This is a genomic window from Phycisphaeraceae bacterium (assembly GCA_015709595.1).
Classification (GTDB): domain Bacteria; phylum Planctomycetota; class Phycisphaerae; order Phycisphaerales; family SM1A02; genus CAADGA01.
Map to the genome: position 1 here is coordinate 324,029 of CP054178.1, position 14,622 is coordinate 338,650.

A 14,622-nucleotide genomic window follows, 5' to 3' on the forward strand; every position below is an offset into this window, starting at 1 on the left:
CCTCGACCATGATCCCGCGGGTCCTCCACCAGATCTGGCTGGGCAAGGGCGAGATGCCCCTGCACCAGCGGCGTTGGCGGCGGCGCTTCGCCGAGATGAACCCGCACTGGGAGATGCGGCTGTGGACGGACGACAACCTGCCGCCGATCCTCAACCGCAACGCCTGGGCGGCGTGCGGCAACGTCGGAGGCACGCCCGGTTGCGTGATGCGCTCGGACATCCTGCGCCTGGAACTCCTGGCCCGCTTCGGCGGCGTCTACCTCGACACCGACGTGAAGCCCATCCGTCCGCTCGATGAGATGTGCCCGCCCGAGATCCGGGCGTGGGCCGCATGCGAGCAACTCGACATCGTCTCCAACGCGGCGATGGGATTCCCCGCCAAGCACCCGGCCATGTGGCACGCGGTGGCGATGATCGAAGAGTCGTTCTTCGAGCGCCGGTACGTCGGCGATCAGGCCGGCCCGGGGCTCCTAGCTCGGGTGATCACCCAGTACGACGACGTGGCACTCTACCCGCCGGCGTACTTCCACCCGACCGTCGGAGAGTCGAAGTTGAATCCCGACGCGCCGAGGTTCCTCCTGGGCGCACATCTGTTCGCGGGCACATGGGTGGAAGACAACCGCCGACTCTACCTGGGGATGTGGCACGCAAACGAATCACGTCGCTGAGCGAGACCTCAACCTGAGGCTGTTGAGGACCACGCTGACGCTGCTAAACGCCATCGCGGCGCTCGCGATAATCGGAGAGAGCAACCAGCCCGTGAACGGGAAGAGCACGCCTGCGGCGACGGGGATACCCACGACGTTGTAGATGAACGCCCAGAAGAGGTTCTGCCGAATGGTCCGCATCGTCGCATGGGAGAGGGCAATCGCCTGAGGTACGGCCCGCAAGTCGCCCCGCATGAGCGTGATGTCCGCAGACTCCATCGCGACATCGGTGCCGGTTCCGACCGCGAGGCCGACATCGGCCTGTGCGAGCGCCGGGGCGTCGTTGATGCCGTCGCCGACCATGCCCACGACGTGACCTTCGGCCTGGAGGGCCTTGACCTTGTCCGCCTTGTCCTTGGGCAGGACCTCCGCGAATACAAGATCCACACCGACCTGCGAAGCGACCGCTTCGGCCGTCCGCTGATTGTCGCCGGTCATCATGACCACGCGGAGGCCCAGCGCGTGCATCGTGGCGATGGCCTCCTTCGACTCGGGCCGTACCGTGTCGGCAACGGCCACGATCCCGGCTTCGCGGCCGTCCACGGCGATGAACATGGGCGTGCGCCCCATCGCAGCCAGGCTCGCGGCCTTCTCGGCAAGCGCGGGCTGGATACCGCGCTGCTCGAGCAGCGCGGCCTTGCCAACGAGCACGGCGCGGCCGTTCACAGTGGCCTCGACGCCGTGCCCGACCAGGGCCTGGAAGCCGATCGGCTCGGTGAGGGCCAGCCCGCGTGCCATTGCCTCGCGCACAATCGCCGCGGCGAGCGGGTGCTCGCTGTGCTGCTCGGCCGATGCGGCCAGTCGCAGCAACTCGTGTTCATCGAGCGTTCCACCGGGTGCCGGGATGACGTCGGTCACGGTGGGCTTGCCGTGGGTGATGGTGCCGGTCTTGTCGAGCACGATCGCGGTCAGTTTATGCGCGGTCTCCAGCGCTTCACCGCCCTTGATGAGAATGCCCTTCTCGGCCCCGCGACCGGTCCCGACCATGATCGCCGTCGGTGTGGCCAAACCAAGGGCGCACGGGCAGGCGATGATGAGCACCGAGACCGCGGTGACCAGGGCCATGCTCAGGCGTGAGTCCGGTGGTGACACGATCCACCACACGATGAAGGTCGTAAGTGCGATGGCGATCACGATCGGCACGAAGACGCCGCTGATCCTGTCGGCCAGGCGGGCGATCGGGGCCTTGCTGCCTTGCGCCTCCTGGACAAGCCGCACGATCTGCTGGAGTGCGGTATCGGCCCCCACCTTGGTCGCGACGAGCCGCAACGCGCCAGTCGTGTTCAGCGTGGCACCAAAGACGCTGTCGCCTGCATCCTTCTCGACGGGCACGCTCTCGCCGGTCAGCATCGATTCATCCACCGCCGACCGGCCGTTCTCGACCGTGCCGTCGACGGGGATCTTTTCGCCGGGCCGTACCAATACGCGGTCGCCGATCACCACGGCCTCGATGGGCACGTCGCCCTCGACGCCGTCCCGCAGCACTCGGGCGGTCTTGGGTTGCAGGCCGATCAGGCGTTTGATCGCCGCTGTGGTCCTCCCCGTCGCTCGGGCCTCAGAGTACTTGCCCAGAAGGATGAGCACGATGATGACCGCCGCAGCCTCAAAGTAGACCGGCACCGCGTGCGCACCGCCCGCTGCCGCGGCAGCGTCGTGCAAACCGTGCGCCGCCCCGCCCGCCCCCGCCGCGCCGCCCGTGACCCCCGCGAAGAATGAAGGCCAGATCGTTGCCGCCAGTGAGTAGACGTAGGCTGCGCCCGTGCCCATCGCGACCAGCGTGTCCATGTTCGCGCTGAAGTGGCGGAGGCCCTTCCAGGCGGAGCGGAAGAACTGCCACCCGCACCAGAAGAGCACCGGAGTGGTCAGCGCAAGCTGGAGCCAGTTGATCCAGGCGACGTTGAACGCCTCGATCTTGCCGTGCGACATTGCGATGACCAGAACCGGCAGCGAGAGCGCCGCGCCCACGATCATCTTGGTGAGCAGGCGCTTTGCCTCAGTCTCGCCCACATTCATGTGGGCCGAGTGGTCGTCGCCAAGGCTCGACGCGTTCTGACTTGGGGTGTGCGACCGAAACCCATGCGACGCATGCTCATGCATCGTCGTCGCGAGGTCGTGGCCGTGATGTCCGTGCGGTGTTTGAGGTCTGGACGATGTGGCCGCGGGAATGATCGCCTTGTACCCAATGTCGTCCACCGCCTTCGCCAGGGCCTCCGGGTGGGTCGCCGCTGGGTCGAACTTGACCGTTGCCACCTTGGTAGCGAAGTTGACGCTCGCGGTGGCAACGCCGGGTTGCTTGGCCAGACGCTTCTCGATGCGCATGGCGCAGGAGGCGCACGTCATGCCCTCGATGGGCAGATCGCAGCGTTCCATGGCGGTCTGAGTAGGGTGCGATTGCGAGATATCACTGCCGTGCAAGGAGGCACGGTTATCGCCGACGTTCGTGGCGTTCATGGCTTGGGCCTCTGTGTGTTATAGCGTGGCGCGGAGTGGCACTTAGCGTGCAATCCTTCCGACCAGCTCGATCAGTTCTTCGACCATCGCAGTCTGCTGTTCCTTATCTCCGTGCATGGCGCGGCTGGCGCAATGCCCGAGGTGGTTCCGCAGCAAGTTTTTCGCGACAGCTCGCAGCGATTCCTGCACGGCCGCACACTGCTGGATGATGTCGGCGCAGTAGCGATCCTCCTCGATCATCGCGGCAATCCCGCGCACTTGCCCCTCGATCCGCTTGAGGTGTTTCAGGTTCGCCGCCTTGAGCCCCGCGTCCACACCGGCCGCGTGCGCGCCCGGACCGACGCCATCACTCGCGGCTTCCACCCCTCCCGCAGCACCGCACCCGCAGCACGCTGCACCGGCCGCGCCATCCGCTGATGTGTGGCCTGCGCTGTTTACGCTCCCGACGGTGCCCGCTTGTCCATTGCTCGTTAAACGCTGCTTCTTCATGGGTGATGACCTCTTCGTTGCCAACATCGCTCGCCGCTACACACGCAGATCTCAGCCGCAGCATCCGCCCCGGACGGCATTCTGCTTCGCTCCGCCGCAGCATGAGGCCCCGGGGGCCGCTTGAGCAGAGCCGCCCGTAGACGCCGCGCTCGCCTTAGCAGGCTGTTGAAGAACCCCCCAAACACGCGCCGAATCGCGCAACCGGTGAGGGTGGATGTGCGAAGATGGTGTGCATGAGAGGCACACCCGAGCGTCAGGTTCCGATCTTCCACACCTTCAACGTCGAGGATCTGATCGAGCCGGATCATCCGTTGCGGGCGATCAAGCGGATGGTCGATCGGGCGCTCTCGGACATGAGCCGGACGTTCAACGCGGCGTACAGCGACACGGGCCGGCCGGGTGTGCCCCCGGAGACGCTGCTCAAGGCCCTGCTCCTGCAGTGCCTGTACACGGTCCGGTCCGAGCGGGAGCTGTGCCGGCGGCTCAAGACCGACCTGCTCTTCCGGTGGTTCCTGGACCTGCGGCCCTCCGACGAGGTCTTCGACCACGCGGTGTTCAGCCACAACCGGGAACGCCTGGCCGAGCACGGGATCACGCCGAAGTTCTTCGACACGGTGGTGAAGCAGGCCCTGGCGCTGGGATTGACCAGCGATGAGCACTTCACGGTGGATGGGACGCTGATCCAGAGCCACGCCTCGCTCAAGAGCCTCAAGAGGATCGAGCGGGAGGAACGCCGCAAGGATGACGATCCACCCTCCGGGGGTCGCAACGCATCCGTGGACTTCAAGGGGGAGAAGCGGGCCAACGCCACGCACCGGAGCACGACCGATCCCGAAGCGCGGCTGTACAAGAAGGGGGACGGCGTGGGGGCGTTCCTGTGCCACTCGGCCCACGCCCTCTCCGAGAACCGGCACGGGCTGATCGTGGCGGTGCGTGTGGAGGAGGCCAACGGAACGGCGGAACGGGCCAGCGCGCTGCGGATGCTCGATCACGCCGAACGCGGGCACGGCGTGCGGCCGTGGACGCTGGGGGCGGACAAGGGGTACGACGCGGGGCCGTTCCTGGTGGAGCTGGAGAAGCGCTGGATCGAGCCGCACATCGCGATCAAGTCGGGACGGATCGATCCGATGAGCGAGCGTTCCGATCAGGGCACGTGGGCCCGGTGGTTCGTGCGGCAGGAGCAAAGGAGAGCCGGGTTCAGGACCAGCCAGCGACGACGAAAGCTCGTCGAGGAGTTCTTCGGGTGGGTCAAGACGGTGGCGGGGCTGAGGCGGGCCAGGCACGTGGGGCGAGAGAAGATCACGCAGTGCTTCGAACTGGCCGCCGCGGCGTACAACCTCGTGCGGATGAGAACCCTGACGGCCGCGTGAAGGGCCGAATGATCGCACAGCCCAGAGACAACGCGAGTTCCGAGGTAGACTCAGTGTGCCGTGATGGACGGTTGTTCAACAGCCTGTTAGCCGCGTAGCCGGCCTCGCCCAACGCGTTGACGGCCTGGGCCACGGTCAGCCCATCGGGTGCGGTGATCTCGGCGCGACCCACTGCGACCGACCGGACGCCCACGCCCGGCACGGCAGCCAGTGCCTTGGTGACGGCCCGAACGCAGTGCCCGCAGGTCATTCCGTCGATAGTGAGCGTGAACGAGCCCGGGTCGGCGGTGGTGGAAGGAGGATTCGTTGTGGTCTTCGTCATGGCTGACTTCCTTTCAAAGTATACTCCCCCCCAGTATGTACGTCTAGTTTGATGCGTGGGTTCACACTCGGTTTCAGAAAGGCGCAACCCTTCAGCGGCACCATCGCCCTCCAGAGATATCCTTCCATAGACCGAACACATTTCTTCATCGCACGCTGCCGCCCGCCGCCCGCTCCAGTTCGATCGCGGCGAGCAGCGCGTCGCGTTCCAGGTCCAGCAGCGTCCGGCGTGCCTCAATCAGTTCGCGCTGCGCATCGAGGAGCACAGTCACGTCGGCCTGGCCTGCCTTGAGCGCGGCCTCGGCAAGGGCCAGGTTCCGTTCCGAGATTGTCAGCACAGTCGAGCGGTATTCCTCAACCAGTCTCGAGGCGCTGTCGAGATCAACCCACGCAACACGGGCCTCGCGTATGGCCCGCTGCGAAGCGGCTTCATAGGAAGCAAGGGCAACGCGGGCGAGCGACCCGGCTTTGGCGATCTGGGCGGCGTTGGTGTCGAAGATCGGGATGCCGACGTCAAGGACAGGCCCGAGGGACTTGCTGCCGTCGGCCTCGCGCTCGAAGTCGGCCCCAAGCCCGAAGTCCCGCAGGCGGCTCTTCTCTTCGGTGGAGAGGTCGGCTTGTTGCGCCGTCACGACCGACCGGGCCGCCGCGACGTCCAGCCGCTGCGAGAGCGCGAGGGCGACAGCGCCCGACTCGTCGATGGGGGTGGCGAGCGGCATCGAACCCGCTGCATCAACGGACCACTCCGCGCTCTCGGCCGCGAAGCCGATGAACTCGAGCATGATGCGGCGTTCCTTCGCCAGGTCGCGGGCGACGAGCGCACGTTCCGCCTCGGCTTTGGCAAGTTGCTGCCGGGCGCGGTTGACATCCAGCGTCGTCCCCTCACCGCCGCGTACGCGGGTGTCAAGGGATTCGATGCTCCTGCGGATGGTCGTGAGATTCTCATCGGAGAGGGCGAGTGCTCTCTCGCCGAAGGCGATGCGTGCGTGCGTGGCCTTCACGTCCGCGACCAGTCGCAGCGCCTTATCGGAGACATCAAGCACGGTCTGGTTGAGCCGGGCATCGGCGGCCTTGACCTTACCGTCTCGGAGCCACAACGCCGTGAACGACTGCACCACCGAGGCACCAAAAAACGTACCCCCGCTCACGGGATCGACCGGGAACCGCAGCGTCAGTCCGAGCACCGGATTCGGAAGCAGACCCGCCTGAACCAAGTCCGCCCGCGACGCGGCGATCTGCTCGACCTGCGAGCGGATCTCGCGGTTGTTACGGAGAGCCATCACGAGCGCCGCTTCCCGCGTCAGTGGCGAGCGCCCATCCCACGTCGTCAAGGCCGCTTCCCACGGCTGCGACCACACCGGCGTCACGCCGGAGCGATCGCCGATGGTCGAAGCGGCACGGCCGATATCCGGCGTGGGGTCCAGCGAGGCGCACCCGCCCGCGATCAGTGCAAGCGCGAGGGCAAACGTCGCGGGCGTGCAGGAGAAGAGGGAACGCTGACGAGTCGGCTGGCGCATCATGCGGAAGGTCTCCAAGCGGGAATCGGCCCGCGCCGCGTCCGCGGGGCGGGACGGTGGGTGCGATTACTTGTGCTCGTGGCCGCCGCTCGCGCCGTGCCCGATCTCGGGCTTCGTGTTGGCGTCGGCGGCGGGTTTCTTTTCCGCCCGGCTCGACCAGTGAAGGTGCGCGATCCGGGGCGTGCCGCTGTCGTCCACCACGACGTAGGTCGCGGCAGCGAGGAAGTTCCGCGGCGCATCGGGGTGGTTGGGGTCGGGCGCCGTGAACGAGCCGATCTGCCGGACGATCGAGGTCGAGCCAAAGGTCTGCACGTCTTCTTTGGTCACGGTCATCACGAAGCCGGGCATCTCCTTGAGCTCGGGCAGGAGGTGGTGATCCCGGTAGGTCTCCCACGTCCCCTCGTCGCCCGCGTTCTCACTCACGGTCGCGCGGCCTTTGTCAAGGAAGAGGGCGTTGAGAGCCGTCGCATCCGCCGTGCCGCACGCGGCGAGGTAATCACGGGCGATCTTCAGTGCCGGGTTGCTCGCCGCGTTGATTGCCGAAACGGCTTCAGGAGATACCTTGGTCAGGAGCGCCATCTTCGCCTCGTCGGACTTGCGGTCCCACTTGCGGTCGCAGCCTGGGCAGCAGAAGCCGATGGTGACGCCCTTGAACTGGCGCGTCGGCGAGTCGGCATCCACCTCGTTCTCCATGATCGGGCAGAGTTTGTTGACGGGTTTGGGCGCGGGCTGGGCCGGTGCTGATGCGGCGGGTTGCGTGGGCGCGGCTGGCGGCTGGGGCTGCGCCGCCCAGGCGGCAGCGCTGATGATTCCACCGCCGAGCACGAGCGCGGCGAGTGAACGGGTGAACACGATGGGGGCCTTCTTCATGGGTTTGACTCCGGGAAACTTGGATTAGGACTGTTGAACGACCGATGAGCGGCCCAGCGGTCTGGGCAGACGGGATGCCACCGCGCTGGCTCTCGCCCAGCGCGGCGGCGACGATCACTTCTTGATGTACTCGCTGGGATCAAGGACCTCTTTGGGCGAGGTCTTGGCGAGCAGCACGTACTCGTCGATGCACGGCGGGCAGCAGAACTCGTAGGTCTTGCCACCGATGATCCATGTGAACTTGGGGTTCGCCTTGGTCATCGTGATCGGGCAGATCTTGTCGCCGGCCTTGGGCTTCATGTCGTGCTTGGCCATCTTGCCCTTGTACTTCTCGCCCGCAGTCACCGAGCCGTTGGCCTTGATGTCGGCCTCGGTGTAGATGCCACCCGGCGTGAGGTAGAGCGCTCGCTCTTCGTCGGCGTCTACGCCCGCGGGCATGGCGTCCCCCCCTCCGTCGCCACCATGTCCACCCTTGGCCGAAGAGGCCGCGATCGCCGCGACGAACTTGCCCATCCTGTCGGTGTCGCTCATCGCGTCCCACTTCGCGGCGGAGGCCGCATCGTGGAATGCGACGGCCTGGCCCTTGAAGTCGCGGGTGATCATGGCGTCGGCCGCGTCGGCGGTAATAGGGCAGACGGTGTTGGCCGGGGCGGCGCTCACCGGCCCCTTCTCCACCGCGAACGTGAAGGGCACCGTCAAGACCTGCTCCTTCTCAGCAGTGCCCACGTTGAACTGGCCCCATGCTTTGTAGATTCCAGGCTCCTTGAAGTGGGCTTCGAAGTCCACCTTGGGCCCGCCGGTCTGGGGTGCCGTCTTGGAGGCAACGCCGCCGTGGCCCGCGTGCTCGTTCTTCGTCGTCTCTGCGCCATGTCCCCCGTGGTCATCGTGCCCGCCCGCCCCGTGCTCGTCACCCTCGTGCGGATGCGCGTGGACGAACTGCGTGCCGTCCTGGCTGATGATGACCAGATGCCCCATCGCACCCAGGTACGGTCGGAGCGTTGTGACGGGCTTGCCGCCCTTGGTGATGGTAAACGACATGTGCGCCTTGCCACCGGCCTTGATGGTCCCCTCCGTGTCGAGCGCGACGGTGAAGCCGTCGATGGTCTTGGGCTTGTCCGCATCGACCATCAGCGCAACGGCGGCCATGGGCGTTCCGCTCGCGGTCACCTTCACCGGCACCACCTGCTGCGGCGAACCTTTGGGCGTGAAGTCGAAGTAGAGCGTGTACTCGCCACCCGCCGGGAAGGTGATGGGGATGGTGAACGAGCCATCGGCGTGCCGCGCGGGATGCTCGTGCGCGAACCACGAGAGATCCTTGCTCACCACCAGCAGGTGCAGCACCTTCTCGTGAACGGTGTCGAGGTCTTTGACGGGTGTCCCCTTCGCGTCCTTGAGGGTAAAGACCATCGGCGCGGCCTTGCCCGCCTCGATCGCTTTGTCATCTTCGGCCGCAACCGTGACCGTGTGCGTGACCGGGGCCGCCTCGGCGCCGTGGCCGTGGTCGTGCCCGTCCGCCATCGCGGGCGCGAGCGCAGCGACCTTGGCCGCCGCCGCCTTCACGGGCGCGAACGCCGCCTTGCTCTTGGCGACATCGCCCGCGTCGGCGATGTTGTGGAGGTTGTCCGCCGCCTCGGCGAGTTCCTTGCTGGCGAGGTTGATGTCTTTCACCCTCTCGCGCGGTACGCCGCTCTCCTTGGCGAGCGCGAGTGCCCCGAGCGTCTTGGCGAGCGTGGCGACGGCGTTGGCCTTGTCCGAGACGCCCGCGATGGACCCACCCGCGAGCGCCGCGTCCATCGCCTTCACATCCGCGGCGATGCGTTGCGCCGCATCGGCGAACGACCCAGCCTTGGCGACTTCGCCGTGCGCGTGGCCGTCGTCCTTGTGGCCGGGCTGCCCCCCTGCGCCCGGCTTGTCGTCGCCGTGGCTGTGCTGGGCGAGAGCACTCGGCGCGGTGGCGAGTGCGAGGCCGGATGCGAGGATCAACGACAGGACTGGAAGACGTGAACGATTCATGCCTGGGCTCCTTGATCTGAGGCCGCCGAGCGGCCGGGTTCGAATGATGCAGAGGCGGACGCGTTGCCACGATCGCTCGCCCCTGCTGGTGTGGCGACGGTGGGTGTCGAATGGCTTTCGGTCGTGGTCGGCACGGGTTGGCTCGGCGGGCTCTGGCCGTGCTTCGCGGCGTGTTCCCGTGCCAGCCGCTCGGCGGCGGCCTTGCCGAAGCGGTAGAAGACGGCTGGGGTGACGAAGAAGTCCAGCAGCGTGCTGGTGATGAGCCCGCCCAGGATGACGACCGCGACCGGGTACAGGATCTCCTTGCCCGGCTCGCCCTTGCTCAAGACCAGCGGGATGAGGCCCAGCCCCGCTGTCACGGCGGTCATCAGTACCGGGGCCACGCGTTCCTGGCTGCCCTGGATGATGAGTTCTTTGCTCCACGGGCGGCGCTCCTCGGTCATGAGGTGGATGTAGTGGCTGACCATCAGCACGCCGTTGCGGGTGGCAATGCCGGTGAGGCTGATGAAGCCCACCAGTGAAGCCACGCTGAAGGGCTCGCCGGTGATGGCGAGCGCTGCGACGCTCCCCAGGAACGCGAACGGCACGTTGAGCATGATCTGGATGGCGACCATGCCCGAGCGGTAGTGCGTGAAAAGAATGACGAAGATCGCGATAAGCGAGCCCGCGCCAAGTGCCAGCAGCAGGCGGGTCGATTCCTGCTGGGCCTCGTACAGGCCGCCGTACTGGATCGTGTAGCCCTGAGGAAGTTGGACATCCATCGCCACCGACTTCTTGATCTCCTCGACCGTCGAGCCCAGGTCGCGACCCCGGACGTTGGCGGACACGACGATGCGGCGGCGCAGGCTCTCGCGCTGCACCTCGTTGGGGCCGAGCTTTTCGACGATCTCGGCGACGTCTTGCACGAGCACGATCGCCCCCGTCGGGGACACCAGCCGCACGAGGCCGAGCGCGGTCGGATCTGTGCGATGGTGATCGTCCAGCGTTAACGTGATATCGAACACCTTCAAGCCGTCGAGCACCTGGCCGACAACCTTCCCCTTGGTGGCCGTCTCCATTGCGTCGGTGAGCGTCGCGGGCGTGAAGCCGACGCGGGCCGCCGCCTCGCGGTTGACGCTGATGTGAAGCTGCGGGATCAGCACCTGCTGCTCGACCTGCAAGTCTGCGACGCCAGGGATGCCATCCATCGCGGCTTTGGTCTGCTCCGCGAGCGTGCGGAGCGTGCCCAGGTCGTCGCCGAAGATCTTGATGGCGACCTGGGCGCGGACGCCCGAGAGCAAGTGCTCGATGCGGTGGCTGATGGGCTGACCGATGCCAGTGGCGACACCGGGGAAGGCCTCCAGCTTCTCCTCGATCATCGAGAAGACCCGTTCGCGCGGCAGGATGTCCTCGACCGGGGGTGGTTTCCTGCCCGCGGGTGTGGTGTGCTTGTCTGGGTCCTTCGCCTCCTCCCTTGTCCAGAAATCGACCTCAATCTCGCTGGCGTTGACGCCCAGCGCGTGCTCATCCTGCTCTGCGCGGCCTGTGCGACGTGCCGTGCTCTTGACCTGCGGGATCGAAAGGATCATCTCCTCGGCCTTGGTGCCGAGTTTGTTGGACTCGTCCAGCGAAACGCCCGGCTGGCCAAAGAACGAGACGACGGCCGTGCCCTCGTTGAAGGGCGGCAGGAACTCCGAGCCCAGGCGCGTGACGACGAACAATGCCACCGCGACTAAAGCTCCGAGCGTCCCCAGCACCGCGACCGGGCGTGGCATCGAGATGGAGTAGGACTTGAGCGCCAGCCACTTGCAGGCCCGCAGCAATGCCCCATCCTTGCCGTGCTCCATGCGCTTGATGCCCGGGAGCAGGTAGTACGCCAGCACGGGCGTGACCGTGAGCGCCACCAGCAGCGACGCGAAGATGCTCACGATGTACGCGGTGGCCAGCGGGGCGAAGAGACGCCCTTCGATGCCCGGCAGAAAGAACGTGGGCAGGAACACGAGGTTGACGATGACCGTTCCCAGGATGATCGGGTTGCGGATCTCGCTGGAGGCCTCAAAGACCACCTGCGCGATCGGCCGGGGTGCTGCTGAACGACGGTTCTCACCCAGGCGGCGGTAGACGTTTTCCACGTCGACCACCGCATCGTCCACGAGCTCGCCGATGGCGACCGCCAGGCCGCCCAACGTCATGGTGTTCACGCTCAGGTCCAGCCAGTGGAAGACCAGGAAGGTCGTGATGATCGAGAGCGGCAGCGCCGTGAGCGTGACGATCGTCGTCCGCACGTTCATGAGGAAGAGGATCAGGACGATGACGACCAGAATCGCGCCGTCTCGAAGTGCTTCAAAGACGTTGCCGATCGATGACTTGATGAAGTGCTCCTGACGGAACACATCAGCGTTGATCTCGATGCCCTTGGGGAGCGTGGGTCGGATCTGTTCGAGCGTTTGGTCGAGTGCCTGCGTGAGCGTGATCGTGTCCGCCCCCGGCTGCTTCTGAATAGCCATGATGACCGCGGGGGTGCCGTTGTCCGACCCGTCGCCGCGCTTGATCGTGGGCCCGGCCTCGATAACCGTCGCCACGTCGCGCACCAGCACCGCCCTCGGCGGGCTGACATGGTCGCCGGGCTTGGTGGCGACGAGGGACAGTGCAATGTCGTCGGCGGTCTGCACCCGCCCGATGTTGCGGACGACAAGTTCCTGAGAACCGCTGACCACGAAGCCGCCGCCGGTGTTCTGGTTGGCTGCGGCAAGGGCCTTCTCAACATCCTCGATGGTTAGGTCAAACAGACGGAGCTTGTCGGGATCCACCTGGACTCGGAACTGCTTGAGATCGCCACCCATCGCCGTTACCTGGGCGATGCCGGGGATCGAGAGGATTGCCGGACGCAGCGTGAACTCCGCGACCGTTCGAACATCCATGGGCGTCAGTGTTTTGCTGGAAACACTGATCAGGGCGATCTCGCCCATGATGCTGGTGGCGGGCGTCATCACCGGCACGATGCCGGGGGGCAGCTTCTCCGTGATGGTGCCCATCCGCTCGGTGACGACCTGGCGGTTGTACTTGAGATCCGTGCCCCACTGGAACTCGACGAAGACAATCGAGAGCCCAAGCGATGAAACGCTCCGCACCCTCTCGACGCCCGGCGAGCCGTTGACGGCGGTTTCAATGTTGTACGTGACCTGGGCCTCGACCTCCTCCGGAGCAAGCCCGGCGGCCTCGGTCATGATGGTCACGACCGGACGATTGAGGTCGGGAAGAACGTCCGTGGGTGTCCGCAGCGTCACGTACATCCCATAAACGGAGACGAGAAGCGCGGCGATCAGCACCAGCACGCGGTTGTTCAAGGATGATCGGATGATCCAGTTGAGCACGGAAAGGTTCCTCGATTGGCTTCCGGGGGTTGAGCGTGGATGGTGTGATCAGTGCGAGTGGCCGTGGCCGTCGCCAGACTTGGCAGGCTCACCGACGGGCTCGGGAGCGCCGGGCACGAATCCGCGGAGTTGTGACAGGCTGAACGCGCCTCCGACCGCCACGACATCGCCAGGCACGAGACCCTTGACAATCTCGATAACTCGATCATCACGCACGCCGACGGCAACGTCGCGTTTCTTGAAGACCTCGTTTTCGCCCTTACCCTCGCGCACGAACACGTACTGCATCGGGCCTTCCTTCACGACCGCCGACGCGGGCACTACGACTGCGCCGTCATTGGTCGAAAGCACCACGCTCAGATCTACAATCTGCCCTTGTCGCAGCAGACCCTGCGGGTTATCGACGTCGATGATGACGTGCGCGGTGCGCTTGGATGCATCGATCACGGGACTGAGGAACCGAACAACTCCTTCGGCAACAACCTCGCTCGCGGCGGCCACACCTCTGCGGACCCGCACCTTTGCGTTCGACGCTGCCTCCACCCGCGAAAGCAGGCCTTCGGGCAGTTCTCCTTCGATCTGCACCCGCGAAAAGTCACCGATGCTCACAATGGGACTTCCAGCTCCAACACCCTCACCGATCACTGCCGCTCGGCTGACGACCACGCCGTCCAGTGGCGCGAGGAGGCGGATGACACCCGCCGCATCGGTGCCAGCTCCAGCCGGGAGCGTGGCTCGGAGGGCTTCGACGGACGCCAGCGTGGCCTCTCTTTGACGACGCAACGAATCGGCGTCGGTCCTTGCCTGTTCCAGGGAGACCTTGCGGAGCGATGCGTCGGTGCGGAGACGGATCGCCTCGCCTCGACGCTGCGCCAGCAGGTTCGCCGAAACGCTCTCGCCGGCGGACACCAACCGATCGACCTCAGCTTCGGCGAGCGCTGCGCTCTGTTCGGACGCAGGAGCCTCGATCTCGAGTGATGCGACCTGCGACGTCGCCCGCCTTTGCTCAGCGTTAAGCCGCTCGGCCTCCGACTCCAGCCGCCTGACCTCGAACAAGGCCCGGGCTAGTTCTGGAGACTCAACTTCCGCGATGAGATCACCCTTGCGCACTCGATCACCAGGTTGCACCGCGATCGAGCGGACGACACCCGCGTAGGTGGCTGAGACACCCGCAAGCGCCCCGGGCTGGGCGCGGACCATGCCCGTGAGACGGACGACATCCTCGACGTTGCCAAAGTCCACCTCGGCGGTCTTGAGCCCGATGGCGAACGCGGTCGCTTCGGTGACCTTCTTAGGAGCATTGGGGTCAAACGTCGCGCCCGTCGGCTTGCCGTGACCTTCGTGTGCGTACACAGGAATCAGGATGGCCGCGGTCGCGAGCGCCAGTGCGCCCGCTGCCAGGGCCGCGCGTGAGCGGACCATGAGCAATCTCCAAACTTGAGGACGGGGAACCGAAAGTTGGTGGGGTTTCGCCTGCGGCGCCATGACGCGAACAGGACTGTGAGCGCAACGCGACCATGTGTTCGCCGAG

Annotated in this window: 10 protein-coding genes and 1 pseudogene; 2 read left to right on the forward strand and 9 right to left on the reverse strand. The window is 66.0% G+C overall.

All coding sequences use genetic code 11. The features are described from left to right. Positions 1–8 precede the first annotated feature (8 nt). Positions 9–668 carry a hypothetical protein gene (locus HRU76_01530; GenBank protein QOJ16350.1) on the forward strand — a complete coding sequence of 220 codons (660 nt, stop codon included), beginning with the start codon at positions 9–11 and terminating at the stop codon, positions 666–668. Here HRU76_01530 and HRU76_01535 read toward each other — a convergent pair. From HRU76_01535 to HRU76_01545, 3 genes and pseudogenes are all read right to left on the reverse strand, one after another. Next, the gene (locus tag HRU76_01535) at positions 657–2,804 is read right to left on the reverse strand and encodes a copper-translocating P-type ATPase (protein ID QOJ19055.1); all 2,148 of its coding nucleotides are present in this window, start codon (positions 2,802–2,804) and stop codon (positions 657–659) included. The genes HRU76_01530 and HRU76_01535 overlap by 12 nt on opposite strands. Positions 2,805–2,876: 72 nt before the next feature. Then, positions 2,877–3,077, reverse strand: a pseudogene (locus tag HRU76_01540) (heavy-metal-associated domain-containing protein). 123 nt (positions 3,078–3,200) lie between these two features. Continuing rightward, positions 3,201–3,647: a metal-sensitive transcriptional regulator gene (locus HRU76_01545; GenBank protein ID QOJ16351.1), complete on the reverse strand. Its 447-nt coding sequence runs from the start codon at positions 3,645–3,647 to the stop codon at positions 3,201–3,203. Between the two features lie 233 nt (positions 3,648–3,880). Here HRU76_01545 and HRU76_01550 point away from each other — a divergent pair, with 233 nt between their 5' ends. Beyond that, complete coding sequence (locus HRU76_01550) at positions 3,881–5,017, forward strand: IS5 family transposase (GenBank protein QOJ16352.1); 1,137 nt, start codon at positions 3,881–3,883, stop codon at positions 5,015–5,017. Here the strand turns inward: HRU76_01550 and HRU76_01555 are convergent. The 6 genes from HRU76_01555 to HRU76_01580 form a co-directional block, all read right to left on the reverse strand. Then, positions 4,947–5,339 (reverse strand): heavy-metal-associated domain-containing protein, encoded by a 393-nt coding sequence (locus HRU76_01555; GenBank protein QOJ16353.1) that lies wholly within the window; start codon positions 5,337–5,339, stop codon positions 4,947–4,949. The two genes, HRU76_01550 and HRU76_01555, sit on opposite strands and share 71 nt — an antisense overlap. A gap of 145 nt (positions 5,340–5,484) precedes the next feature. Next, positions 5,485–6,858 (reverse strand): TolC family protein, encoded by a 1,374-nt coding sequence (locus HRU76_01560; protein ID QOJ16354.1) that lies wholly within the window; start codon positions 6,856–6,858, stop codon positions 5,485–5,487. Between the two features lie 63 nt (positions 6,859–6,921). Continuing rightward, the gene (locus tag HRU76_01565; GenBank protein ID QOJ16355.1) at positions 6,922–7,725 is read right to left on the reverse strand and encodes a hypothetical protein; all 804 of its coding nucleotides are present in this window, start codon (positions 7,723–7,725) and stop codon (positions 6,922–6,924) included. A 114-nt stretch (positions 7,726–7,839) separates the two neighbouring features. Continuing rightward, positions 7,840–9,738, reverse strand: a complete 1,899-nt coding sequence (locus tag HRU76_01570; protein ID QOJ16356.1) for a hypothetical protein — start codon at positions 9,736–9,738, stop codon at positions 7,840–7,842. Then, a complete protein-coding gene (locus HRU76_01575; protein QOJ16357.1) occupies positions 9,735–13,091 on the reverse strand; it encodes an efflux RND transporter permease subunit in 3,357 nt (1,118 codons plus the stop codon). The genes HRU76_01570 and HRU76_01575 overlap by 4 nt, the downstream gene beginning before the upstream one ends. A gap of 48 nt (positions 13,092–13,139) precedes the next feature. Continuing rightward, positions 13,140–14,513: an efflux RND transporter periplasmic adaptor subunit gene (locus tag HRU76_01580; protein ID QOJ16358.1), complete on the reverse strand. Its 1,374-nt coding sequence runs from the start codon at positions 14,511–14,513 to the stop codon at positions 13,140–13,142. Between the last annotated feature and the right edge of the window lie 109 nt (positions 14,514–14,622).

What these genes read in the sequence shown, in the direction of transcription:
- HRU76_01545 (QOJ16351.1), bottom strand. Translation starts at nt 3,647, where the DNA reads ATGAAGAAGCAGCGTTTAACGAGCAATGGACAAGCGGGCACCGTCGGG.
- HRU76_01580 (QOJ16358.1), bottom strand. Translation starts at nt 14,513, where the DNA reads ATGGTCCGCTCACGCGCGGCCCTGGCAGCGGGCGCACTGGCGCTCGCG.
- HRU76_01560 (QOJ16354.1), bottom strand. Translation starts at nt 6,858, where the DNA reads ATGATGCGCCAGCCGACTCGTCAGCGTTCCCTCTTCTCCTGCACGCCC.
- HRU76_01550 (QOJ16352.1), top strand. Translation starts at nt 3,881, where the DNA reads ATGAGAGGCACACCCGAGCGTCAGGTTCCGATCTTCCACACCTTCAAC.
- HRU76_01565 (QOJ16355.1), bottom strand. Translation starts at nt 7,725, where the DNA reads ATGAAGAAGGCCCCCATCGTGTTCACCCGTTCACTCGCCGCGCTCGTG.
- HRU76_01555 (QOJ16353.1), bottom strand. Translation starts at nt 5,339, where the DNA reads ATGACGAAGACCACAACGAATCCTCCTTCCACCACCGCCGACCCGGGC.
- HRU76_01535 (QOJ19055.1), bottom strand. Translation starts at nt 2,804, where the DNA reads ATGCATGAGCATGCGTCGCATGGGTTTCGGTCGCACACCCCAAGTCAG.
- HRU76_01530 (QOJ16350.1), top strand. Translation starts at nt 9, where the DNA reads ATGATCCCGCGGGTCCTCCACCAGATCTGGCTGGGCAAGGGCGAGATG.
- HRU76_01570 (QOJ16356.1), bottom strand. Translation starts at nt 9,738, where the DNA reads ATGAATCGTTCACGTCTTCCAGTCCTGTCGTTGATCCTCGCATCCGGC.